The sequence below is a fragment of the Lactobacillus kullabergensis genome, from assembly GCF_000967195.1.
Classification (GTDB): Bacteria; Bacillota; Bacilli; order Lactobacillales; family Lactobacillaceae; genus Lactobacillus; species Lactobacillus kullabergensis.
The window spans coordinates 1,236,755-1,259,112 of the sequence record NZ_KQ033871.1 but is presented as its reverse complement, the minus strand read 5'-3'; the positions used below and the strand labels follow the sequence as shown (position 1 = coordinate 1,259,112).

The window sequence follows — 22,358 nt, the reverse complement described above, 5'->3', positions numbered from 1 at the left end:
CATCAGCGTTTGCAATCCAATCATTCATACCTAAATTTTGATAATGGGTTAGATTCCGTTAACAATCTATAACGAGATAGTTCATTTTCTTGAACTAAATTTTGGGTGGAACCACGTTAATTAACGTCCCAGTGCTTAATTGCACTGGGATTTTTTATTATAAAAATTTTGGAGGAAATAATGAGTTTTTCGATTACTTTGCCTGACGGCTCAAAAAAAGATTTTACTGAAGCTGTTTCAATTTCTGATTTAGCACATGGCATTGGTACATCTTTAGGTAAAGCTGCTCTTGGTGCAAAAGTAGATGGTCAAATTGTTGCTTTAGACTATAAGTTGAACAAAAATGCGGAAGTTGCAATTATAACCGACAGAGATAAAGAGGGTCTAACAATTTTGCGTGATACCGTTGTATTTGTTCTTGAAGCCGTGGCCAAGAAAGCTTATCCTGAAATTCATTTTGGTGAACATGGATCTGACGATGAGGGCTTTTACGTTGATACTGATAAAGAAAATCAAATAAAAGTCAATGAATTACCAGACTTGGAAAAAGCAATCAAAAAAGCAATTAAAGCAGGAGAAAAGATTGAATCCAACTTAATGTCTAAAGACGAGCTTTCTGATCTTTTTAAGGATGATCCTTATAAGAGTGAAATGCTTAAAGCTGAAAAAAATGACCAAGTACAAGTTCATAAGTTAGGCAATTTTGTCGATTTTGGTTTTAGCGCATTGTTACCAAACACCGGTAAAATTAAGCAATTTAAATTGTTATCTGTTGCCGGTGCCTACTGGAAAGGGCAATCCTCTAATCCTATGCTTCAAAGAATTTCTGGTACAGCATTCTTTAAAAAGGCAGATTTGGATGCGGACATTAAACGGCGTGAAGAAATTAAGGAACGTGATCATAGAACAATTGGCCGTGATCTTGATTTATTCTTTGTTGATCCAAAAGTTGGTGCTGGATTGCCCTACTGGATGCCAAAAGGTGCCACAATTCGCCGTGTAGTTGAACGCTATATCATTGATAAAGAAGTCGCTGACGGATACCAACACGTTTATACTCCAGTTTTAATGAACGTTGATGCTTATAAGACTTCTGGGCATTGGGCACACTATCGTGACGACATGTTCCCACCAATGGATATGGGTGACGGTGAAATGCTTGAACTGCGACCAATGAATTGTCCTTCACATATTCAAATTTACAAGCATCACATTCGTTCATACCGTGAATTGCCAATTCGAATTGCCGAATTGGGCATGATGCACAGATATGAAAAATCTGGTGCTCTGTCAGGACTGCAACGTGTACGAGAAATGACTTTAAATGACGGTCATACATTTGTGACTTTAGATCAAGTTCAAAGTGAGTTCTCAAAAATCTTGACTCTAATTTTAGATGTTTACAAAGACTTTGACATCACTGATTACTACTTCAGACTTTCCTATCGTGATCCAAAGAATACTAAAAAGTATTTTGCAAATGATGAAATGTGGGAAAGAAGTCAGTCAATGCTGAAAAAGGCTATGGACGATATGGGACTTGACTATGTTGAAGCTGAAGGTGAAGCTGCCTTTTACGGTCCTAAACTTGATATTCAAACTAAGACTGCTTTAGGTGCAGATGAAACAATGTCCACAATTCAACTAGACTTCATGCTGCCTGAAAGATTTAATTTAACCTACGTTGGTCAAGATGGCGAAGAGCATCGTCCAGTTATGATTCACCGCGGAATTGTAGGTACTATGGAGCGTTTCATTGCTTACCTGATTGAGATATACAAGGGCGCCTTTCCAACATGGCTAGCTCCAGTTCAAGTAGAAGTGATCCCGGTTAATCTTGATGCTCATTCTGATTATGCTAAGAAAGTTCGCGACGAACTTAATAAACGTGGCTTTAGAGCAGAAGCAGATTTACGTAATGAAAAATTAGGTTACAAGATTCGTGAGTCACAAACTCAAAAAGTACCATATACTCTTGTTTTAGGTGACAAGGAATTAAAGGACAAGGGAGTTAATGTTCGTCGCTACGGCACTGAAGAAGAAGTAGCCATGAGCTTTGATGAATTTATTCGTGAAATTGAACAGGATGTTAAATCATATTCACGTGAAGAATAATAGAGTAAATGATAGTAAAGATAAGTTTAATTTAATAGATTGCAGGAATAATTTGACAACTTAGACCTTATAAATATAAAAAACCGCTAAAATTTGCACGTCGAGTAACAAAATGTAGTGTTGACGGGATGCACTTTTGATTAATTAATCAATTGCTAAAAAAGCTTGGTTTAGATAGTTAAATTAAGACTGCTAAAAAGGAGCAATAATTATGTCAATGGTAGAATTTCATGACGTGCAGAAATTTTATGGCAAATTTCACGCGTTGCATAGTATTAATTTACAAATCGATAAAGGCGAAACTGTTGTTTTAATCGGACCTTCCGGTTCCGGTAAAAGTACGCTTATTAGAACAATAAACCGCTTAGAGTCAATCCAGGGTGGAAAGCTGATAGTTAATAATCAGGATTTGTCCAATCCTAAGACTGATTCAAATAGGTTGCGTCAGGATGTCGGTATGGTTTTCCAACACTTTAATCTTTATAAGAACAAAAATGTTTTGGAAAATGTGATGCTGGCACCACGAATTGTCAGTCATATGCCTGAAGCTGAAAATAAAAAGCAGGCAATGCATTTACTTGATATGGTTGGAGTGGCTGATAAAGCCCAAAATATGCCAGCCCAAATATCTGGTGGTCAAAAACAGCGCGTGGCGATTGCTCGATCTTTAGCGATGCATCCCAAATTACTGCTTTTTGATGAACCAACTTCAGCGCTTGATCCGGAGATGATTGATGAAGTTTTACAAGTAATTAAAAAGATTACTTCGTCTAGCGATATGACCTCTTTGATCGTGACCCACGAAATGGGCTTTGCTAAGGAAGTAGCTAACCGTGTTATCTTTATGGATCAGGGTCAAATTGTTGAAGATGATGACAGTTCTTCCTTCTTTAAACAGCCGAAAACAGAACGGGCGCAGCAATTTTTAAGCAAAATAATAGCGCATTAAGAGGGGGCAATATCATGAAAAAATTAATTTGCTCAATCTCGCTATTTTTGGGAATGTTCCTTTTATCTGGTTGTGGCAATAGTGTCACTGACCAGTCAGCTTTGAAAAATGTGCGCTCGTCCAATACCATTACTTGGGCAGTTGAAGGTGACAAAAAACTTTTTAGTCTAATCGATATTAGAGATGATAAAGAAAAGGGCTTTGATATTGATATGGCCAAAGCCATTACCAGAGAAATTTTAGGTCCTAAAGGGCAGGCTCGCTTTACGCTTGCCACTTCACAGTCGAGGATACCTTTATTGAAAAATGGTAACGTTGATGCGGTAATTGCCACTCTGACAATTACTCCTGAAAGAGCACAAGTAATTAGTTTTTCCAAATCGTATTTTCAGGCTGGTAAATCATTTCTTGTCCCTAAAGGATCAAAAATTAAAAAGCCAAGTGATCTTAATGGCAAAACTGTAATTGGTATTGTTGGAGACAACTCTGTTGAGGCAGTAAAGAAAGTTGCGCCCAGAGCTAAAGTTGTCGCAATGCAGGACTATGGTCAGGCTGTATCAGCTTTGAAATCGCATCAAGGTGATGCTTTGACTAGTGATAATGGTATTTTATATGGTTTAGCCGCACAGAGTCCCGGGAGCCTTGAAGTAACTGGAGGAACTTATACTAAAGAACCTTATGGTATCGCAGTAAATAAAAATCAAGAACCTTTTCATAGAGCTATAAATCGAGCGATTGATAAAATTCAAAAGAGTGGAGAATACAATCGCTTAATTAAAAAGTGGTTCGGCCAAGTTCCTGGTTTTAACTATAAGGAGATGTATATAAAATGATTCGTATCTTCAATAATTTTAGTGGTCAACTATTTTCAGGATTTGGCTGGACTATTTTATCAAGCCTGTTAACGTTAGTATTTAGCCTGATTTTTGGAGTTTTATTAGCTCTTTTAGAGGTTATCCCAAATAAAGTGGCAAACAAAATCGGTAGGACTTACGTAGAGATTTTTCGTAATATACCATTATTAATTATCGTAATGTTCTTTTACTTAATAATACCGAAATATTTTGTCAAAATAGACGGCTTTACTGCAGGTACAATTGGTTTGTTTTTGTATACTTCAGCTTTTATTGCTGAAATAATCCGTTCAGGCATTCAGTCTGTCTCCCAAGGCCAAATGGAAGGTGCCAGATCTACGGGGATGACTTATAAGCAAGCTATGCGTTATGTGATTTTGCCTCAGGCTTTTAAAATTGTTATTCCACCATTAGGCAATCAATTTGTCAATTTAATCAAAGATTCGTCAATTTTGGCTTTTGTAGCTGGGTTTGATTTAATGTATCAGGCTAATGCAATCGCCTCTGTGACTTTTGATACATTTAACAGCTATTTTGTAATCGGCGTGCTGTATTTAATAATTACTATGCCTTTAAGTTATTATATGCAACATCTAGAAAAGAAAATGGCATAGGGAGGCGACTAAAATGCAAACATGGATTAATGCCCTATCATGGTTAAACTTCGGTTTTCTATTAAAGGGGTTAGCAGTCACATTATTTATTTCAGTTTTTGCAATTGTACTAAGTTTCATTTTAGGATCGATATTGGGAATAATTCGCTATGCAAAAATTAGATTTATTTCAGCAATTGTCGGCTTCATTATTGACATTGTTAGAAACTTACCTTTATTATTGATTATCTTCTTTACTTATTTTGGCCTGCCCAATATTGGTTTGAGACCAGGAGCAATTTTGTCAGCTATTATTGCAATGACAATCTTTGAATCCAGCATGATTGCTGAGATTGTGCGCTCTGGTATTCAGTCGGTTGCTGTAGGTCAAATTGAGGGAGCGAGATCTACAGGAATGACCTTTGTGCAGGCACTATGGCATGTAGTTTTACCGCAGGCATATCGGCACATGATTCCTACCATTATTGGTCAGTTTGTGTCCTTAATAAAGGACACGTCTTTAGCTACTATCATTGTTGTACCTGAACTAATGCAACACGCACAGGTTATTTATGGTCAAAATGCCAATTACATCGTACCAATGTTTGCTGCTTTAACACTTTTGTACTTTATTGTTTGCTTTTCCCTATCCGTTATCGGTAATAGACTCAATAAACGTTTAGCATAAAGCAAAGTATGAAAACTTATCTTATTGACACATTCGCAAAAGACGAGTATAATTACGACAGTTGAGAACAAGAAGAAGCTTCCCGCTTCTCGCCTAAGTTAAGTTGACCTCTAGGCTGATCGATATTTTCTGTTGATTAAGGGCGGGTAAAGTTTACCCGTCTTTTTCTTGTCCTCAGATTAACACGGAGGTGAAGAATTATTCCAAGGAATTTGATATTGAACGATCAAATTCGCGCTCGCGAAGTTCGTTTAATTAATGAAGATGGTGAACAAGTTGGTGTTGTTACTAAAACTGAGGCTTTACGCCAAGCAAATGTTGCAAATTTAGATTTAGTTCTAATTTCGCCTAATGCCAAGCCACCTGTTGCTCGTATCATGGACTATGGTAAATACCGTTTCCAGCAACAAAAGAAGGTTAAAGAATCCCGGAAAAAGTCTAAAACGGTTAGCGTAAAAGAAATCCGTTTAAGTCCAACGATTGAGGGTAACGATTTTAACACCAAGTTAAAACATGCGCGTAAGTTTATCACCAAGGAAGGTGCTAAAGTCCGCGTTTCGATCAGGTTCAGAGGTCGAGCAATCACTCATAAGGAACTAGGTCGTGAAGTATTGGAAAAAATGGCTGAAGCCACATCTGATATTGCTACTGTAATTAGCAAACCCAAGATGGAAGGCCGTTCAATGTTCTTAATGCTCGCTCCGAAGAGTGACAAAAATAATTAGTTAATTTGGAGGAATTAGAAAAATGCCAAAAATGAAAACCCACCGCGCTTCTGCTAAGCGTTTTAAGAGAACTGCTTCTGGTCAATTAAAGCGTCATCACGCTTTTACCGGCCACCGTTTCCACGGCAAGACTAAGAAACAACGTCGTCATTTGAGAAAGGCTGCAATGGTTTCACGCAGTGACTTGAAGCGCATCAAACAGATGCTCTCTCAAATGCGTTAATCAAATATATAAAACGATATTTAGGAGGAATTTTAGATGCCAAGAGTTAAGGGTGGAACAGTTACACGTAAACGTCGTAAAAAGATTATGAAGCTTGCCAAGGGTTACCGTGGCGCAAAGCATATGCAATTTAAGGCTGCAAGTACACAGTTGTTTGTATCTTACAGATATGCATTTCGTGACAGAAGAAGACGCAAGAGCGACTTCAGAAAGTTATGGATTGCCAGAATCAATGCTGCAGCAAGACAAAATGATATTTCATATTCTAAGTTAATGCACGGCTTGAAATTAGCTGGTGTTGATATTAACCGTAAGATGTTAGCTGATATTGCTTATAACGATTCAAAGACCTTTGCAAAATTAGCAGAAACTGCTAAAAAGGCTTTAAATTAACCAAAAATGGCGCTTATGGCGCCGTTTTTTTATGTCAAAATTTAGCACTTGCAGTAGAAAATTTGGTATATTAAACTAGTGCAATGATAGATAAGAAGGAAATTGAATGTTATTCAGACCACACTATACAATTGACACGATTTATCATTTAGATATTAAAGTGCTAAAGCAAATAGGTATCAAAGCTGTTTTTTCAGATTTAGACAATACTCTTTTAGCTTGGAATGAGTTCGAAACCGCTGCAAAAATGAATAATCTCAATAAAAAATTAGCTCAAGCTAGTATTAAGTTAGTTGTAATTTCTAATAACAATGCTGAAAGAGTGGGCAAAGTTTTAAATCCTTATCACATTGACTTTGTAGCCAAGTCGAAAAAGCCGTTGCCCTTTGCCATAACTAAAAAAAGAAAGAGTATGGGGTTAAAAAAAGACCAAGTTATGATGGTTGGTGATCAGTTAATCACAGATATACAGGCAGGAAATTTGGCTGGTGTAGAATCCGTATTAGTAAAACCGCTTATTCAAACTGATAAGTGGAATACACGTATTAATCGTTTTTTTGAGAAAATTATTTTTTTCTTTTTAAACCTTTCACACCCAGTTACTTTTAAGGAGACATTAAAAAATGGATGACCAAATTATTTGTATTGGTTGCGGAGCAGTTCTTCAAGCTGATAATGCAGAAGAAGCAGGTTATTTGCCTGCCTCTCGTTTAAAACAGGCGCAAGAAAGTGCAGATGAGGGCAACGATATCTATTGTCAGCGTTGTTTTCGACTGCGCCATTATAATGAAATTATGCCAGTCAAGGCTGACAATGATGATTTTTTAAAATTATTAAATTCCTTGTCAGAGAAGAAAGCTTTAATTGTAAATGTCGTAGACTTATTTGATTTCACCAACTCCTTGCTTTCTGCAATTAAACGCTTTATTGGAAAAAATGATTTTATTCTTGTTGGCAATAAATTTGATCTTTTCCCGCAAAATTCGCGTCAAAGCAAAATAAAGGATTGGATGCGACAAGAAGCCAATCGAATTGGTTTACATCCTAAAAAAATATTTCTGGTAAGTGCAAAAAGCAAGACTAATTTGCCAGAACTAATAGCGTATTTAGATCAAAACTCACATGATCAAGATGTTTATTTTGTAGGAACAACTAATGTAGGTAAATCAACTCTTCTTAATGCAGTTATTGACCAGATGGGTGAAATTCAGAACTTGATTACCACTTCCCGCTTTCCGGGAACAACACTAGATAAAATTGAAATTCCTTTGGCAAATGGTCATTTTTTAGTTGATACGCCGGGTATAATAACGAAAAATCAACTGGCTACGCGTTTGAACGCTCAGGAATTGAGTCTGATTTCACCGCAAAAGCAGCTTAAGCCAGTCACTTTTCAGCTTAATCCAGGTAACACTTTATTTTTAGCTGGATTGGGCAGAGTAGACTATTTAAAAGGTGAGAGAGCAAGTTTTACGGTTTATGCAGCACGAGGATTATATATTCACAGGACTAAAACGGAAAATGCTGATAGTTTCTATGCCAAACACCTGGGCGAATTGCTTAATCCGCCAGCACAAAGTGCTGAGTTGCCACCTTTAAAAGGAAAGGAATATCATACTAAAGAAAAAAGTGATTTGCTTTTTGGTGGGATAGGTTTTGTTACTATCCCTGCAAATTGTTTGGTTAGAATATATACACCAGATCAAATTGGTTTAGGTATTAGACGTGCATTAATTTAGAGGATATAATGATTGCTATTGCTAAGAATTATCAAAAAACGCCAACTGTTGAAGTAGCTGAAGAAAAAATAGAGCCTAAAAAGGGGCGTCAAATCGGTATTTTTGGTGGAACTTTTAATCCAATTCATTTAGGACATTTAATAGTAGCGGAGCAAGTATTGACTAAACTTCATCTTGATGAAGTTTGGTTTATTCCCACCAATGTTCCTCCATTAAAGGATCGGCCAGTAGTTTCTGCCCAAGATCGTGCAAATATGCTTGAGCTAGGTACTCAGGATAATCCTCGGTTTCAAGTAAAATTATTTGAATTATATCGTGGAGGAGTTTCATATACGGTTGATACTTTAAGATATTTACGTGAATCTCAACCTGAAAATCATTATTACTTGATTATGGGCAGCGATCAAGTTAATAATTTAGGTGAGTGGAAAGAGCCTACTAAATTGGCTCAACTGGCAACTCTTGTCGGAGTTCAAAGAGCTGGCTATCCCCAAAAAGCTAAATTACCAATGATTTGGGTTGATGTTCCTGCCATTGCAATTAGTTCTAGCCTTGTGAGGCAAACTATTGCGATTGGGGGCTCAATTAGATACCTGGTACCAGATACAGTGAGGAATTATATTCAGAAAAAAGGCTTATATCATGAATGATTTATTTTTCAAAAAAACTTATTCAACTTTATCTAGTGCTGAAATTGTGGCTAAAGAAAAAAGTAATATGACTGAAGACCGTTTTGAGCATTGTATTGGGGTTAGCAAAACTGCTCAAAGATTAGCAGAGTTAAACCACTATGATGAAGATAAAGCCGCATTAGCCGGATTCATACATGATTATGCAAAACAAGTTTCAGTTGAGGATTATCGTGAAGTAATTAAAACTAAGGGCTTTGATCAAGATCTGTTAAATTGGAATCGAAGCATTTGGCATGGTATTGTGGGTACATATTTTATCCAGAGGGATCTGAAAATTACTGATTCAGAAATTTTAACGGCAGTACGCAGGCATACAACAGCCGATGTTGAAATGACGACCTTAGATAAAATTGTATTTATGGCTGATTACATTGAGCCTGGCAGGTCGTTTCCAGGAGTTGAAGAAGCGCGTAAAATAACTTATGCTAATCTTGACAAGGGGGTCGGCTACCAATTAGCACATACTCTTGAATTTTTAATTGAAAAAAGAGATAAAATCTATCCACGTACTCTAGACGCTTATAATGTTTGGGGTATTGAAGAATAAGGAGAAAAATTGACTAGTAAAGAAATATTGGCTTTTACTCTAAAGGCAATTAGTGATCGTCATGGAGAAGATACAGCAGCTTACGACATGCAAGGACATAGTATTTTAGCTGATTATTATGTTGTGACCAGTGCTGGTTCCAACAGACAATTACATGCTATAGCTAATGCTATCATTGATGAAGCTCACAAGGTTAACTATTATGATTATCGCGTTGAAGGCACGAGCGAATCAAATTGGCTTCTGCTCGATTTAGGCGATGTTGTGGTAAATGTTTTTACTGAAGATGCACGTGATTTTTACAATGTTGAAAAACTGTGGGTTAACGGTAAAAAATTAGAATTAAAGGAAGATTAGCAAACAATGAGTGTAGTAGGGATCATTGCGGAATACAATCCCTTCCATAGTGGGCATGAATTTTTAATGAATCAGGCTCGCTATATTGCAGGCAGTAAAGACCCAATCATTGTTGTCATGTCAGGCAATTATGTTCAGCGTGGAGAAATGGCAATTATGGATAAATGGTCTCGTGCGCAGGCAGCGCTTGAAAGTGGTGCTGATGTAGTACTTGAACTGCCATTTTCCACTTCGGTTGAACCAGCTGATTTGTTTGCACTTGGCAGTATTGACCAATTAGTCAAAGTCGGCGTCACTGACTTAATTTTTGGTGTTGAAGACGCTACACAAAATTATGCTTATTTAGGTAGTAAGATTGCTGAAATTCCACAAAGTCACATGGACTTTAATGATTACAGTCAAACTTATTCAACCCAATATAATCAAATGGTAGCAAGAGAAGTTGGTCATGAAGTTAGTGAGCCCAATGCGATTCTTGCTTTGGCTTATGCTGTTGCTAATCATAATTTGGGTACGCCCATAGTTTTGCATCCAGTTAATCGGATTGGTGCCGGTCATGATGATGTCTTGCAGAGCAATAAAGTTGTTCAAAGCGCCAGTGCAATTCGAAATATGATTCTCCATAATGAAACTAATTATACTTTAGAACAATGGCTGCCTAAAAAAGAGGTACAGCTTTTATTTCAGCAGAAAAATTATCCAAATTGGAATCTGTTGTTTCCATTCTTGAAGTATAAGTTGGAATCTTCTTCAGTTTCAGAATTGAGAAAAATATACCAAATGAGTGAAGGCCTTGAGTATAAAATGAAGCATGAAATTCATGCAGCACAAACTTTTACGGAATTTTTGCGAAGAGTTAAGTCAAAGCGTTATACGTATTCTCGCTTGCGCCGTCTAAGCCTGTATACGCTTTTAAATGTAACTCAGGAAGACATGATTGACAGTTTTAACCATGAATCGCTTCTACTTTTAGGCTACAGTAAATTAGGAAGAAAATATCTTAAAGGGATTAGAAAAAAACCATTCGCAGACATCATATCGAAGGTTGATCAAAAAAATACTAAAAATGGTTCGATGAAATTACAATTACGTGTTGATCGCTTTTTTGAACAACTTATGGGAGTTGATCAAAACTTTGGACAACGTCCGCTGGAGGTCTAAATGTTAACTTTAAATTTTACTCAAATAAAAAATAGTAATGAACCTCTGACTCATATTGAATGCGAGCTTGAATTAACAGAGGAATTTATTAAGCGAAGTCACGGTTTAGTTTATCAAGTAAATAACGTGACCGTTTCAGGTGATGCGTTTTACAATCAACCATATGTTACCGGAGACTTTCGAGTGCAAGCCAGTTTGATTGTTCCTTCTAGTCGCAGTTTGAATCCCGTTGAATATACAGAAAATTTTCACTTTAGTGAAAATTATACTGATATAGATGTGGCTAAAGAAGAAATTGATGAAAGTGACATTCCGATCGTAAAAGTGAAAAATGAAGTTATTAACTTGCAAAAAGCAATTGAAGACAATATTTTGCTACATATCCCAACTACAATTTTGACTGCAGAAGAAAGAGAACAAAATATTTATCCCGAAGGAAAAGGTTGGGCTGTGATCTCAGAAGATGAATTTGATAAGAAAGAAAAGGAACAAATAAACCCTGCCTTTGCTAAATTAAAAGATTTATTTAAAGAAAATAATGAGAACCACAATTAGTTAAATAAGAATAATTAAATATAATTAGAAATCAGTATTGTTGAAATGCTGGTTTTTAATCTTGTTTTAAAAGCATTTTTAAAGTATGCTTTACTTGTTGACAAGAATTAAATTAAATTAATCAAAATTAAGTTTTAAAAGGATGACGAAAAATGGCAAGAATATTAATTGTTGAAGATGAAAAAAATTTGGCGCGTTTTGTGGAATTGGAATTAAAACATGAAAAATATGATACCGTAGTTGAAAGTAATGGTCGCAAAGCCTTAGATTTGGCTTTGAAAGAAGATTTCGATGCTATTCTGCTAGATCTTATGCTTCCTGATCTTAACGGTTTAGAAATTGCCCGTCGAGTCCGTCAAGTTAAGAGCACACCAATAATTATGATGACTGCACGCGATTCTGTCATTGACCGTGTCTCTGGTCTTGATCATGGAGCTGACGATTATATTGTTAAGCCATTTGCCATTGAAGAACTTTTGGCGCGCTTACGCGCAGTTTTACGCAGAGTAAAAATTGAAAAAGACGCTTCAGACGATTCCGTTGAGAAGAAAGTAGTTAAATTTAAGGATCTTACTATTGAAACTGCAAATAGAATTGTTCGCCGTGGCGATGGTAAAGCCGTTGATTTAACTAAGCGTGAATATAACTTGCTCATGACCTTGATTAAGAATAAGAACAACGTTGTTAGCCGTGATCAGTTGCTCGCAAAAATTTGGGGACCCGGTTCAAATATCGAAACTAACGTTGTCGAAGTTTATGTACGTTATTTACGCAATAAAATAGACGTTCCTGGCAGACAATCATATATCAAGACGGTTCGTGGAACTGGCTACATGGTAAGAGATGAGGATGATGAAAAGAAGTAAAAAGAGATCACAAAAGGAGACCAAGCACTCATCGCTTATCTTACGGTGGGTAAGTATCGTCGCTTTGACGATTATGGTCTCTTTTATTGTTTTTTCCGTAATAATCTATTCATTTGTTGGACAGCAATCGATGGTCCAGCAAAAGGAAACATCAAATGAGATGGTAAGCAAACTCAATAGTAGTTTGAACAAAATACCTAAGCAATTAGAGATTGCTAATGTTGTTCCTGCTTTAACACCGTCAGCAAGAGAAGTATTAAAGGGCAATCCTCCTATTAATTTTGATGAACACAATAATAGTGCATTTAATGACGATTTGCTGTCATCGCTAACAAATCCTGATTTGAGTGTTGTTGTTTATAATCTTAGACACGAGGATGTTTTTGATAATGGCGGTAAAATCATTCCATTCAAAAAAATAAAAAGTGACTACGAGATGACTCGTACTTCTAAAAATCATAGACAAGAACTGATTACTTATCAAAAAGTTAGAGCTGCTCATTCAGGAAAAGTTACAGGTTATATAGTTGTTGCTAATAAAATGACATATTACAATGGGTTAATGAAAGACCTGTTAAAGTGGATGGTAAGAATTTCTTTAATAGCTATAGTACTTTTTACACTGGTAGCTTATATAATTGTTCGTGACATTGTAAAGCCTGTGAAAGAAATGTCACGAGTTGCTTTAGAAGTTAATGATGATCCAAATAGTACTGCAAGAATCAGGGATTTCCATCGTCATGATGAATTGCAAGAATTAGCAGTTTCTTTTAATCAAATGTTAGATCGAATGCAACGCTATATTGATCAGCAAAAGGAATTCGTGGGTGATGTTTCTCATGAACTTCGCACTCCTGTTGCGGTAATTGAAGGTCATTTAAACATGCTCAAACGCTGGGGCAAGGATGACCCAGAGATTTTGGAAGAATCAATTGATGCTTCTTTACAAGAAGCTAAAAGAATGCAGCATTTAATTCAAGAAATGCTTGATTTAACGCGTGCGGAACAAATTAATGTACAGTACCCTAATGCTGTGACCAAAGTTTCTGAAGTTCTTAAACGGGTCGTTGGTGATATGTCACTCGTTCATAAGGATTTTGTTATCAGACTGGATATGGACGATTTACCTAGCGATACTGAAATTCAAATTTATCAAGGCCATTTGGAACAATTACTTGTTATTCTAATTGATAACGGTATTAAATATTCCACGGACCGCAAGGAAATGAATGTTTCAGCAGGATTGTCGCAAGATGATGTGCATATTATAGTCCAGGATTTTGGTGAAGGTATTTCTGAAAAAGAACAAAGCAAAATTTTCAATAGGTTTTACAGAGTTGATAAAGCTAGAACTAGAGAAAAGGGTGGCAACGGTTTAGGTTTATCAATTGCTCAAAAGTTAGTTACCAGTTATCATGGGAAAATCGGTGTCGAATCTGTAGAAGGACAAGGAAGTCAGTTTATAATAGAATTCTCAGCACTTACAAAAGCTCAATCCCAAAAATTGCATAAACGTGAGGAAGCTGAAAAAGCAAAGAAAAATAAAAAAGAAACAAATTAAAAAAGACCCTAAGAAGCCTATTGATTATCTGTTTAATGTAATCAAATTTAGACTTAAAGGGTCTTTTTAATTATCAACTTGTATGTGAGCCTGAAAGTTGGACCACTTTTGGGACTTAATAAAACAACTAAGGTCGTCTTTGTTGCTTACCTTTGTTGCGATTACGTAAGTTTTCGTGCAACTGTTTTGTTTGTTGGGACTGAGCAGGAGAAGCCTTCTTAACGTTAAGAAGCTCATCTACTTTTTCCTTTGTTACAACTTCTGTAATAGGTTCACGTTTTAATTCTTCGTCTACTTCTTTCTTAACTTTAGGCATAATGATATATGTTACTATCAACTGTTGAATAACGGAGAAAAAGTTTCCGGCAGCCCAGTATAAAGCAACTGAACCAGATACAGAGAGGCAGATGAAGAGCGTCATAATGGGATTCATGAGCATCATAGATTGCATTTGCTTCTTTTGCTCTTTGGGAATTCCTACTAATGAAAGATAGCCTTGAGCAAAAGCAAAAATAGTGGCAAACACCGTTACTGATATAGACCTGCTGCTTAGTGAAATACCAAAAAATGACGAACTTGCCAAACTCTTTGAATACATTACAGCATCATAGATTCCGATCATAATCGGGAACTGGATGATTAACGGTAAGCAGCCCATTCCCCCAGTTAATGATAAATGATTTTTAGAATATAGTTCACGCTGCCAGCCGGCTAAAGTCATTTGCTGATCTTGATTTAGATCTTTGCGTTTCATAGTATCCTGAATTAGCTTCATCTGCGGTTGCAGACGTGCCATTTTTTCTTGCTGGTTAGTTGATTTCTTTTGTTGATTAAGCATTAACGGCAAAAGAATCATTCTAACTACAAAAGTCATTATGATAATGGCCCAGCCAGCTCCATTAGCTCCACCTATGAGGTTAGAAAAATAGAGCATTATATTTTGCATGGGTTTACCGATAAATTTATAGATTGACCCGTATATAAAGCCTGTTGGCGGTTTATTAACCCCACCATTTTGTGCACAAGCAGTAACAAATAACATGACTGTTAAACAAACAGTAATTAATCCGATATATTTGCGAAATTTTTTCATTCAATTCACCCAATTATTATTTTTTGCCAATAACTAATATAATACATGAAAACCAGTCATTTTGCTTACTTTTGTTAGTTTTTCTTTTTTAATATTTGAAATGCGAGCAAATTGAGAAATATTTTTGGGTAATTCAGCACAAAATTGATTGACTCGGCTTAATTCTGCCTGTAAAGTAATTGTGACTGTCCCGTCACTGTTATTACGAACACTGCCAATCATCCCCATTTTTTGAGCAAGGTTTAATACGCTCCAGCGAAAACCTACACCCTGGACAATGCCTGAAATGGTTAATTGCCAAGTTTCTCTTGAATTATCAGTTGGATCGCTTTTTCTTTCGCTCTTGTGTTTGTTAAAAAATCCCATAATAATCCTTCCTAGTCCTACTTTCTTGATTTTAACATTTTATCAGCTTGAAATTAAAAATAATATTGATAAATACGAAAGAAGATACCTTAATGTCTAAAAAAATAAGTTCATTAAAAAATAAATTGGTAAAAGAATTAAGTAAACTGAAGCAAAAAAGATATCGCCAAGAAAATGGATTATACGTAATCGAAGGCTTTCACCTAGTCACTGAAGCTCTCAATGCAAACGAAAAGTACAAGTATCTTTTAGGCACTGAAGAAGCTTTAGCTAAGATTCAAGATATTTTTCCTCACTTATTGACAAGTATGAATACTTTCGTAATTAACTCTACTGTTGCCCATCATCTTGCCAGCACTAAAAATTCACAAGATATATTTATGGTTTTAAAAATTACTCAACCTCAAAACTATCATTTTAATTTTGGTAAGTGGGTATTGCTAGATCATCTGGCAGATCCTGGAAATGTGGGAACAATTATCAGAACTGCAGATGCGGCGGGATTTGATGGTGTTGTTTTATCACCTGAAAGTGTTGATATCTATAATCCTAAGACTCAGCGCGCAATGCAAGGAAGTCAATTTCATATCAAGTTAGTTGTTCAAGATTTGATTGATGTAATAAAAGAAATGCAGGATAATGCAATACCAGTATATTCAAGCATGCTGGATCAAAATGCTAGGAAATTACAAGAGTTTGTAAAAGCGCCACAAGTAGGGATTGTTATTGGCAATGAAGCACATGGTGTTACTTCAGAAATAGCAAAAATATGTGATCAGAAACTATATATACCTATAAAAGGCGAAGCTGAATCATTGAATGCTGCAGTAGCAGCTGGAATCATCATCTACTATTTCTCCTGACTATTAATACTTGTTTTTAGTAAGTATATTTAATATAATAAACACAAAGTAGACACTTTCTTGTGGGAGGACTGTATCATGGCTCAAGGTATTAAGGACAAAAACTGTGCGGGTTGTGGCGCTTCAAATTATGAATACTGCAAACATTTTATTAACGCATTTAAAATCATTGGTAAGAAGTGGAATGGTTTAATCATTAGTTCACTGTGTGCCGGTGATTATATGCGCTTTAAAGATCTGGCACAGTGTGTACTGCCTTGCTCTGACCGTGTTTTGGTCGAAAGATTGAAAGAATTAGAAAAAGAAAATATTGTCAATCGTTCAGTCGACAGCAGAACAAAAATCATTTCTTATAGCCTGACACAAAAAGGTGAGGAATTAAAACCTGTTTTTGACCAAATTCATGGCTGGGCAGATAAGTGGGTTTAAATTTATACATCCACTTGCAAGTTTTTTAAAAAAGATATATTCTATTAACTAATTACAAAGAGTAAGACTAGTAGCAGCATTCATTTAATCAGAGAGACTTTTTTATTGAGCTGAAAGAAAAGTCTAAACAGAACTGTGAATTTCATCTTACTAGTAGAATCTAATCCATTCCGGTATTCACCGTTATCGAAACATGAGTGTGGGCATTTGGTGTCCAAACTAGGGTGGTACCGCGAAGCTTCGTCCCTTTTGGGATGAAGCTTTTTTGTTTGATTTGAAAGGAAAAATTTTATGGACTTATTTGACAGGTTAAAAGAACTGCGTGAAAAAGGTCTTGATGAGATCGATAATGCTAAAAATGAAGAAAAGTTAAATGATGTTCGTGTTAAATTAACTGGTCGTAAAAGCGAATTGACAACTATTCTTCATTCAATGAAAGATATTGATCCAAGTGATAGACGTGAAGTTGGGCAACGAGTAAATAAATTGCGGGATCTGTTCAATGCTAAGCTGGATGATGCTAAAAATGAAATAGTAGCAGCTTTAGTTGAGGAACAACTGGCTAAAGAAAAAATCGATGTTACTTTACCTGGGCGAGAAATGCATCTTGGTACCAAGCATCCCATCAATATCATTTTGGATGATCTCGAAAAATATTTTATTGGCATGGGTTATAAAGTTGTGCAAGGACCAGAGATTGAAACTGATCATTATTGTTTTGAAATGATGAATTTGCCAAAAGACCACCCGGCAAGAGACATGCAAGAAACCTTTTATATAGATTCTGAAGACTTATTACGTTCTCAGACTTCTGGTGACCAGGCACGAGTATTAGAAAAACATGATTTTGCCAAGGGTCCTTTAAAGATGGTAGGACCAGGTAAAGTATATCGTCGTGATGATGATGATGCTACTCACTCACATCAGTTTATGCAAATGGAGGGTCTGGTAGTTGATAAAAACATTACGATGGGTGATTTAAAGGGAACCTTGGAATTAATGGCAAAGCATATTTTTGGTCAAGACCGCGAAACCCGTCTGCGTCCTAGTTACTTTCCTTTTACTGAACCTTCTGTTGAAATGGATGTTTCCTGCTTTAACTGCAATGGCAAGGGTTGCTCAATTTGTAAATATACTGGCTGGATCGAAGTTTTAGGTGCTGGAATGGTTCATCCTAATGTTCTCGAAAATGCTGGAGTTGATTCAAATGTTTATGGTGGTTTTGCCTTTGGCGTGGGATTAGACCGTTTTGCCATTCTTAAATATGGTATTGATGATATTCGTGATTTCTATACTAACGATGTTCGCTTTTTAGAGCAATTCAGTAAGGAGGAAAGATAATGCTGGTTTCATATAGTTGGTTGAAGGATTTTATTGATTTAGACCAAGATCCTAAGGATTTAGCTGAAAAAATAACACGTACAGGTATTGAAGTAGCCGGTGTCAAGCATCCTGAAGAGGGCATGAAACAGCTAGTTGTTGGTCATATTATTGACTGTGAACCAATTGCTGGCACACACCTGAATCTTACTCATGTTAATGTGGGAGAAGATGAACCTCATCAAATAGTCTGTGGTGCACCAAATGTTGCTGCTGGTGAAGATGTGGTGGTGGCTTTACCTGGTGCTCGGATTGCTGGTAATGTAAAAATCAAAAAAAGCAAATTACGTGGAAACGAATCAAATGGTATGATTTGTGGCTTACAAGAAATAGGATTCCCGGATAACCTGGTACCTGAAAAATATGCTAAGGGTATTTATGTTTTTCCAGAAGATGCTGATGTCAAACCAGGTCAATCCGCATTTGCTCCTTTAGGAATGGATGATTATATTTTTGACTTTGACATTACCCCGAATCGTGCTGATACTTTATCAATGGAAGGCTCAGCTTATGAAGTCGGTGCTATTACTGACACACCTGTCAAAGTTGAAGATATAACTCTCAAGGAAGACGGTCCAGATTGGACTAAGGACTTCACTGTAGATGTTGATCCAGAGCTTGCACCTAAGTTTTATTTACGCAAAATCAGTAATGTGAAAATAGGGGACAGCCCTCTTTGGCTCCAAAGGCGACTTTGGAATGCTGGCATTAGACCCATTAATAATGTTGTTGACGTGACAAATTATATTATGCTTTTAACCGGCCAGCCAATGCACAGCTACGATGCTCGTGCTTTTAAAACAAATAAGTTAGTGGTTAGAAAAGCTAATAAGAACGAGAAATTGACACTTTTAAACAATAAAGAAGTTGATCTTGATCCTAATGACATTGTTATCACAAATGGTGAAGAAGTTGTGATGATGGCCGGAGTTATGGGCGGTCTTAATTCTGAAATTGAAGCTGATACTACTGATGTTTTGTTAGAGTCTGCTATTTTTGATCCAACCTTAATTAGAAAAGCTGCTCTGCGTCACGCTAATCGGACAGAAGCTTCTAGTCGTTATGAAAAAGGTGTTAATTGGGATGCAACAACCCGGGCATTAGATATGGCTGCTCTGTTACTTCGTAATGATGCTTCTGGAAAAATAAATGAAGGTGTAATTACGGGAAGTAGTGAAGAAAAGCAAGCAGTTCGAATTAAAACAACGATTTCTTACATAAATAAAGTTTTGGGTACTGATATTTCTTCATCAGAAATTGCTACAATTTTTTCCCGCTTGAATTTCAAGGCAGAAATTAATAATGATGAACTAATTGTTGATGTGCCAGCGCGGCGCTGGGATGTAGCTATTCCTGCTGATCTTGTTGAAGAAGTTGGACGTTTATATGGATATGATAATATCAAATCTACACAGCCAGTTTTAGCAGAAACACATGGTGGCTATTCTAAAAAAGAAGAAGCCATTAGACGTATTAAGAATATTGTTCAAGGTCAAGGTTTAATAGAAGCTATTTCTTATTCACTAACTTCACTTGAAAAAGCAATTGGCTTTTCCCAAGAACCTAAGAGGCCAGTTGAGGTCCAGATGCCATTGAATTCAAACCGTTCAACTCTGAGACAAAACCTTATGACAGGTCTTGTAGATGCTGCAGCCTATAATATGGCTCGCAAGCAAAATCAACTGGCAATTTTTGAGCAAGGACGTGTCTATGACTTCGAAAATAATACTTATAATGAACATGAACATTTAGCTGCACTATATAGTGGTAATGTTTATTTTGAAAATTGGCAAAACAATAATGAAAAAATTGATTTCTTTTATGTTAAAGGACAACTTACCAACTTGTTTTTAGCTTTGGGGATTGACACAGATGATGTTGAATACAAGGCTGAAGTAATTATGTATATGCATCCCACCAGAACTGCCGGTATATACATTAAGAACAAATATGTTGGCATGATTGGTATGTTAGACCGCACTGTCACACAATCTAATAAAGCTATGAAGGATAGCGAAATTTATGGTTACGAGTTAAATCTCGATGATATTATTCCACTAATTCTTAACCCACATACTACAGCACAAACTGCGCCGAAATTCCCTGCAGTTGAACGTGACCTTTCAATTCTAGTAGCTCAGGAAGTTACTAACCAAGCTGTTGAAGATGTCATCAAAGAAAATGGTGGCAAGTACCTCCATGATTTACGCATTATCGATGTATATCGTGGGTCTCACATTGCCGAAGATAAAAAGAGTTTTGCTTATCGTTTAACTTTCTTAAATGAAAATGATACTTTAACCGATGAAATTGTTAACGAAGCAATAAATTCTATTGATTCAAGTCTCGAAAAGCAGCTTAAAGCAGAAATACGCTAATGGTTGACTTTAATCGTTAAAGTAATATCATAGATCTTTGCAAAAAGAAATTTAACTTTAAGGAGTGAAAATTTAATGCCTGAAAAATCTTATCCGATGACTGCTGAAGGAAAGGAAAAACTGGAAGCAGAATTAAAAAATCTAAAGGTCGTGAAGCGCCCTGAAGTGATCGAAAGAATTAAAGTTGCTCGTTCTTATGGTGACTTGTCCGAAAACTCTGAATATGACGCTGCCAAAGACGAACAGAGCCATTTAGAAGATCGTATTAGTGTTGTTGAAGAAATGCTCAAATATGCTCATGTGGTTGATGCTAATTCTAGCGATCCAGATGAAGTTGCAGTGGGTAAAACAGTAACTTATACTGAAGTTGGTGAAGATGAACCAGAAACATATACCATCGTTGGTAGTGATGAATCTGATCCGATGAATGGTAAGATTTCTAATGATTCGCCAATAGCCCAAGCAATTTTAGGCAAGAAAAAAGGCGAAACAGTAACTATATCAACACCTGGTGGTAAATTTGATGTAGTGATCAATAAAGTAGAGGAATAGTTAGCAGTCTTTACAAAAATGTTTTACTATTTTCGATAAAAAAAGACCAGAGCATATACATTTTCTTAAATGAATATGTTCTGGCTTTTTTATGCTTTTTCTAGTGACTGGTAAAGTAGCGGTAATCTTTGCTTTTATCAAAGACCACACCTCGAGCATTCTCACCGTTAGAAATTGAAAATTGTGCGTCTGGATACTGTTCCCGAACCTTGTCTTCAAGAAAATCTCGCAGCATGTGATTATTAGCAAGCACAGAACCAGTTAATGCAATTTTCATTGGTTTAGGATCTTCGTAACGATTCATGCCAATAATAATATCACGTGCAAGAAGTTCTGCTTGCTCCTTGATTACTGCTAATGCAAAAGGATTACCTTTATCAGCTAGTTGTGCTACATTAACGGCCATTGACGCAAAGTCAGCGTTTGCTGTCTTATAAAATTTAGCTGTTGCATCATTTAGCTTGTCAACTTTGAACAATTTATTGAACATTGAAATTAGTTCATTTTCTTCTCGTTTGTCCCAACTAAGCAGAGCTGACTTCAAAGCTGACAAAGCAATCGCATACCCAGAACCTTCATCACCTAAAATGGCGCCATATCCTCCGGTTGTGATAATTCTGCCATTCTGTAAACCATTATAAACTGAACCAGTACCGGCGATCACTAAGCCACCATCTTCACCTTCAAGACCATTATAAAGAGCTAAAAGTGAATCAGTAATTGCTCTGGTTGGTAAGTTATTAGCTTTAGCTGAAATCTCAGCTGCTACTTCAGGTGCATGGCCAACAACAGATAAGCCAGCTATTCCGCATAAGATACGTTGGCAGTCACCATCGATTTCATCAATTAACTTGTTTATAGCATTTGTAATATTGGTTATTGCACTGGCGTAGTTAGTGTTTACCTGACCTGGCCCAGCTTGTGCACGTGCAAGTTCATGACCTTTTAAGTCATAAGCAATCGCCATAGTATGGGTTCCGCCTGCGTCAACTCCAATTTGAAATTTAAGTGTCATAGTTTGATCTTCTTTCTAAATTTTTTATCCCATCAATATTTTATTACAAATAAATAATTTACAGAAGATTTTTTATGAAGTGTCTATAACTAGTTTATTACTTGTCATTTGCAACTTATCTATTAAAGTTTTTTCAAAACGTTAACATCTCAATAGATTTGTCATCTAGTTTTTGCTAAAATTACACTAGTTTAGTGAGGTTGAGTCTAATTGAATTTTTTTAAGAAAAAGCTAAAGACTAAAAATAATAATTCCAAAAAACAA

At 36.3% G+C, this 22,358-nt stretch carries 25 protein-coding genes and 2 other annotated features; of the genes, 22 read left to right on the top strand and 3 right to left on the bottom strand.

From position 1 onward, the window contains the following. Window positions 1-180: 180 nt before the first annotated feature. The 17 genes from thrS to JF76_RS06355 all read left to right on the top strand — a co-directional run bounded on the left by thrS (window position 181) and on the right by JF76_RS06355 (window position 14,018). Entirely contained in the window at window positions 181-2,115 is a 1,935-nt protein-coding gene (thrS, locus tag JF76_RS06435; RefSeq protein ID WP_045928317.1) for a threonine--tRNA ligase, read from the top strand. A 211-nt stretch (window positions 2,116-2,326) separates the two neighbouring features. Continuing rightward, complete coding sequence (locus JF76_RS06430; protein WP_045928316.1) at window positions 2,327-3,064, top strand: amino acid ABC transporter ATP-binding protein; 738 nt, start codon at window positions 2,327-2,329, stop codon at window positions 3,062-3,064. A gap of 14 nt (window positions 3,065-3,078) precedes the next feature. Continuing rightward, window positions 3,079-3,897 (top strand): transporter substrate-binding domain-containing protein, encoded by an 819-nt coding sequence (locus JF76_RS06425; RefSeq protein WP_045928315.1) that lies wholly within the window; start codon window positions 3,079-3,081, stop codon window positions 3,895-3,897. Next, entirely contained in the window at window positions 3,894-4,532 is a 639-nt protein-coding gene (locus tag JF76_RS06420) for an amino acid ABC transporter permease (protein ID WP_045928314.1), read from the top strand. The genes JF76_RS06425 and JF76_RS06420 overlap by 4 nt, the downstream gene beginning before the upstream one ends. Window positions 4,533-4,545: 13 nt before the next feature. Further along, window positions 4,546-5,199, top strand: coding sequence for an amino acid ABC transporter permease (locus JF76_RS06415; protein ID WP_045928313.1), 654 nt, complete (start codon window positions 4,546-4,548; stop codon window positions 5,197-5,199). Between the two features lie 63 nt (window positions 5,200-5,262). Further along, window positions 5,263-5,374: a sequence feature (ribosomal protein L20 leader region), on the top strand. Window positions 5,375-5,411: 37 nt separating this feature from the next. Then, entirely contained in the window at window positions 5,412-5,924 is a 513-nt protein-coding gene (infC, locus tag JF76_RS06410) for a translation initiation factor IF-3 (RefSeq protein ID WP_045928312.1), read from the top strand. Window positions 5,925-5,946: 22 nt separating this feature from the next. Further along, window positions 5,947-6,147 (top strand): 50S ribosomal protein L35, encoded by a 201-nt coding sequence (gene rpmI / locus JF76_RS06405; protein WP_034980158.1) that lies wholly within the window; start codon window positions 5,947-5,949, stop codon window positions 6,145-6,147. A 36-nt stretch (window positions 6,148-6,183) separates the two neighbouring features. Next, complete coding sequence (rplT, locus tag JF76_RS06400; RefSeq protein WP_034980161.1) at window positions 6,184-6,540, top strand: 50S ribosomal protein L20; 357 nt, start codon at window positions 6,184-6,186, stop codon at window positions 6,538-6,540. A 106-nt stretch (window positions 6,541-6,646) separates the two neighbouring features. Next, window positions 6,647-7,171 carry a YqeG family HAD IIIA-type phosphatase gene (locus JF76_RS06395; RefSeq protein WP_045928311.1) on the top strand — a complete coding sequence of 175 codons (525 nt, stop codon included), beginning with the start codon at window positions 6,647-6,649 and terminating at the stop codon, window positions 7,169-7,171. After that, window positions 7,164-8,279 carry a ribosome biogenesis GTPase YqeH gene (gene yqeH / locus JF76_RS06390; protein ID WP_045928310.1) on the top strand — a complete coding sequence of 372 codons (1,116 nt, stop codon included), beginning with the start codon at window positions 7,164-7,166 and terminating at the stop codon, window positions 8,277-8,279. Before JF76_RS06395 ends, yqeH begins: the two co-directional genes overlap by 8 nt. 8 nt (window positions 8,280-8,287) lie before the next feature. Beyond that, on the top strand, window positions 8,288-8,929 hold the full coding sequence (locus JF76_RS06385) for a nicotinate-nucleotide adenylyltransferase (protein ID WP_045928309.1): 642 nt from the start codon (window positions 8,288-8,290) through the stop codon (window positions 8,927-8,929). Beyond that, entirely contained in the window at window positions 8,922-9,518 is a 597-nt protein-coding gene (gene yqeK, locus JF76_RS06380; protein ID WP_045928308.1) for a bis(5'-nucleosyl)-tetraphosphatase (symmetrical) YqeK, read from the top strand. The genes JF76_RS06385 and yqeK overlap by 8 nt, the downstream gene beginning before the upstream one ends. 9 nt (window positions 9,519-9,527) lie before the next feature. Beyond that, on the top strand, window positions 9,528-9,875 hold the full coding sequence (gene rsfS, locus JF76_RS06375; RefSeq protein ID WP_045928307.1) for a ribosome silencing factor: 348 nt from the start codon (window positions 9,528-9,530) through the stop codon (window positions 9,873-9,875). Window positions 9,876-9,881: 6 nt separating this feature from the next. Next, on the top strand, window positions 9,882-11,036 hold the full coding sequence (locus JF76_RS06370; RefSeq protein WP_045928306.1) for a nucleotidyltransferase: 1,155 nt from the start codon (window positions 9,882-9,884) through the stop codon (window positions 11,034-11,036). Continuing rightward, window positions 11,037-11,591 (top strand): DUF177 domain-containing protein, encoded by a 555-nt coding sequence (locus JF76_RS06365; RefSeq protein WP_045928305.1) that lies wholly within the window; start codon window positions 11,037-11,039, stop codon window positions 11,589-11,591. A gap of 152 nt (window positions 11,592-11,743) precedes the next feature. Beyond that, window positions 11,744-12,457 (top strand): response regulator transcription factor, encoded by a 714-nt coding sequence (locus JF76_RS06360; RefSeq protein WP_045928304.1) that lies wholly within the window; start codon window positions 11,744-11,746, stop codon window positions 12,455-12,457. After that, a complete protein-coding gene (locus tag JF76_RS06355; protein WP_156962761.1) occupies window positions 12,435-14,018 on the top strand; it encodes a HAMP domain-containing sensor histidine kinase in 1,584 nt (527 codons plus the stop codon). The genes JF76_RS06360 and JF76_RS06355 overlap by 23 nt, the downstream gene beginning before the upstream one ends. Before the next feature lie 127 nt (window positions 14,019-14,145). Here JF76_RS06355 and yidC read toward each other — a convergent pair whose 3' ends face one another. After that, window positions 14,146-15,111 carry a membrane protein insertase YidC gene (gene yidC / locus JF76_RS06350; protein ID WP_045928302.1) on the bottom strand — a complete coding sequence of 322 codons (966 nt, stop codon included), beginning with the start codon at window positions 15,109-15,111 and terminating at the stop codon, window positions 14,146-14,148. 33 nt (window positions 15,112-15,144) lie between these two features. Next, window positions 15,145-15,477, bottom strand: a complete 333-nt coding sequence (locus JF76_RS06345) for an acylphosphatase (RefSeq protein ID WP_045928301.1) — start codon at window positions 15,475-15,477, stop codon at window positions 15,145-15,147. A 92-nt stretch (window positions 15,478-15,569) separates the two neighbouring features. Between JF76_RS06345 and JF76_RS06340 the strand changes: the two genes are divergently transcribed. The 5 genes from JF76_RS06340 (at window position 15,570) to greA (ending at window position 21,079) form a co-directional block, all read left to right on the top strand. Then, window positions 15,570-16,340: a TrmH family RNA methyltransferase gene (locus JF76_RS06340; RefSeq protein ID WP_045928300.1), complete on the top strand. Its 771-nt coding sequence runs from the start codon at window positions 15,570-15,572 to the stop codon at window positions 16,338-16,340. Between the two features lie 78 nt (window positions 16,341-16,418). Then, entirely contained in the window at window positions 16,419-16,769 is a 351-nt protein-coding gene (locus JF76_RS06335; RefSeq protein WP_045928299.1) for a winged helix-turn-helix transcriptional regulator, read from the top strand. 48 nt (window positions 16,770-16,817) lie between these two features. Further along, window positions 16,818-17,020, top strand: a binding site (T-box leader). 40 nt (window positions 17,021-17,060) lie between these two features. Further along, complete coding sequence (gene pheS, locus JF76_RS06330; protein WP_045928298.1) at window positions 17,061-18,110, top strand: phenylalanine--tRNA ligase subunit alpha; 1,050 nt, start codon at window positions 17,061-17,063, stop codon at window positions 18,108-18,110. After that, window positions 18,110-20,527 carry a phenylalanine--tRNA ligase subunit beta gene (gene pheT / locus JF76_RS06325; RefSeq protein ID WP_045928297.1) on the top strand — a complete coding sequence of 806 codons (2,418 nt, stop codon included), beginning with the start codon at window positions 18,110-18,112 and terminating at the stop codon, window positions 20,525-20,527. Before pheS ends, pheT begins: the two co-directional genes overlap by 1 nt. Window positions 20,528-20,602: 75 nt before the next feature. Beyond that, window positions 20,603-21,079 carry a transcription elongation factor GreA gene (gene greA, locus JF76_RS06320; protein WP_034980198.1) on the top strand — a complete coding sequence of 159 codons (477 nt, stop codon included), beginning with the start codon at window positions 20,603-20,605 and terminating at the stop codon, window positions 21,077-21,079. Between the two features lie 100 nt (window positions 21,080-21,179). Here greA and JF76_RS06315 read toward each other — a convergent pair whose 3' ends face one another. Beyond that, a complete protein-coding gene (locus JF76_RS06315; RefSeq protein ID WP_045928296.1) occupies window positions 21,180-22,094 on the bottom strand; it encodes an N-acetylglucosamine kinase in 915 nt (304 codons plus the stop codon). Between the last annotated feature and the right edge of the window lie 264 nt (window positions 22,095-22,358).

Bases quoted from the DNA above. Each gene is read 5' to 3' on its own strand.
- thrS (WP_045928317.1), top strand. From the start codon at position 181: ATGAGTTTTTCGATTACTTTGCCTGACGGCTCAAAAAAAGATTTTACT.
- JF76_RS06430 (WP_045928316.1), top strand. From the start codon at position 2,327: ATGTCAATGGTAGAATTTCATGACGTGCAGAAATTTTATGGCAAATTT.
- JF76_RS06425 (WP_045928315.1), top strand. From the start codon at position 3,079: ATGAAAAAATTAATTTGCTCAATCTCGCTATTTTTGGGAATGTTCCTT.
- JF76_RS06420 (WP_045928314.1), top strand. From the start codon at position 3,894: ATGATTCGTATCTTCAATAATTTTAGTGGTCAACTATTTTCAGGATTT.
- JF76_RS06415 (WP_045928313.1), top strand. From the start codon at position 4,546: ATGCAAACATGGATTAATGCCCTATCATGGTTAAACTTCGGTTTTCTA.
- rpmI (WP_034980158.1), top strand. From the start codon at position 5,947: ATGCCAAAAATGAAAACCCACCGCGCTTCTGCTAAGCGTTTTAAGAGA.
- rplT (WP_034980161.1), top strand. From the start codon at position 6,184: ATGCCAAGAGTTAAGGGTGGAACAGTTACACGTAAACGTCGTAAAAAG.
- JF76_RS06395 (WP_045928311.1), top strand. From the start codon at position 6,647: ATGTTATTCAGACCACACTATACAATTGACACGATTTATCATTTAGAT.
- yqeH (WP_045928310.1), top strand. From the start codon at position 7,164: ATGGATGACCAAATTATTTGTATTGGTTGCGGAGCAGTTCTTCAAGCT.
- JF76_RS06385 (WP_045928309.1), top strand. From the start codon at position 8,288: ATGATTGCTATTGCTAAGAATTATCAAAAAACGCCAACTGTTGAAGTA.
- yqeK (WP_045928308.1), top strand. From the start codon at position 8,922: ATGAATGATTTATTTTTCAAAAAAACTTATTCAACTTTATCTAGTGCT.
- JF76_RS06370 (WP_045928306.1), top strand. From the start codon at position 9,882: ATGAGTGTAGTAGGGATCATTGCGGAATACAATCCCTTCCATAGTGGG.
- JF76_RS06365 (WP_045928305.1), top strand. From the start codon at position 11,037: ATGTTAACTTTAAATTTTACTCAAATAAAAAATAGTAATGAACCTCTG.
- JF76_RS06360 (WP_045928304.1), top strand. From the start codon at position 11,744: ATGGCAAGAATATTAATTGTTGAAGATGAAAAAAATTTGGCGCGTTTT.
- JF76_RS06355 (WP_156962761.1), top strand. From the start codon at position 12,435: ATGAGGATGATGAAAAGAAGTAAAAAGAGATCACAAAAGGAGACCAAG.
- yidC (WP_045928302.1), bottom strand. From the start codon at position 15,111: ATGAAAAAATTTCGCAAATATATCGGATTAATTACTGTTTGTTTAACA.
- JF76_RS06345 (WP_045928301.1), bottom strand. From the start codon at position 15,477: ATGGGATTTTTTAACAAACACAAGAGCGAAAGAAAAAGCGATCCAACT.
- JF76_RS06340 (WP_045928300.1), top strand. From the start codon at position 15,570: ATGTCTAAAAAAATAAGTTCATTAAAAAATAAATTGGTAAAAGAATTA.
- JF76_RS06335 (WP_045928299.1), top strand. From the start codon at position 16,419: ATGGCTCAAGGTATTAAGGACAAAAACTGTGCGGGTTGTGGCGCTTCA.
- pheS (WP_045928298.1), top strand. From the start codon at position 17,061: ATGGACTTATTTGACAGGTTAAAAGAACTGCGTGAAAAAGGTCTTGAT.
- pheT (WP_045928297.1), top strand. From the start codon at position 18,110: ATGCTGGTTTCATATAGTTGGTTGAAGGATTTTATTGATTTAGACCAA.
- greA (WP_034980198.1), top strand. From the start codon at position 20,603: ATGCCTGAAAAATCTTATCCGATGACTGCTGAAGGAAAGGAAAAACTG.
- JF76_RS06315 (WP_045928296.1), bottom strand. From the start codon at position 22,094: ATGACACTTAAATTTCAAATTGGAGTTGACGCAGGCGGAACCCATACT.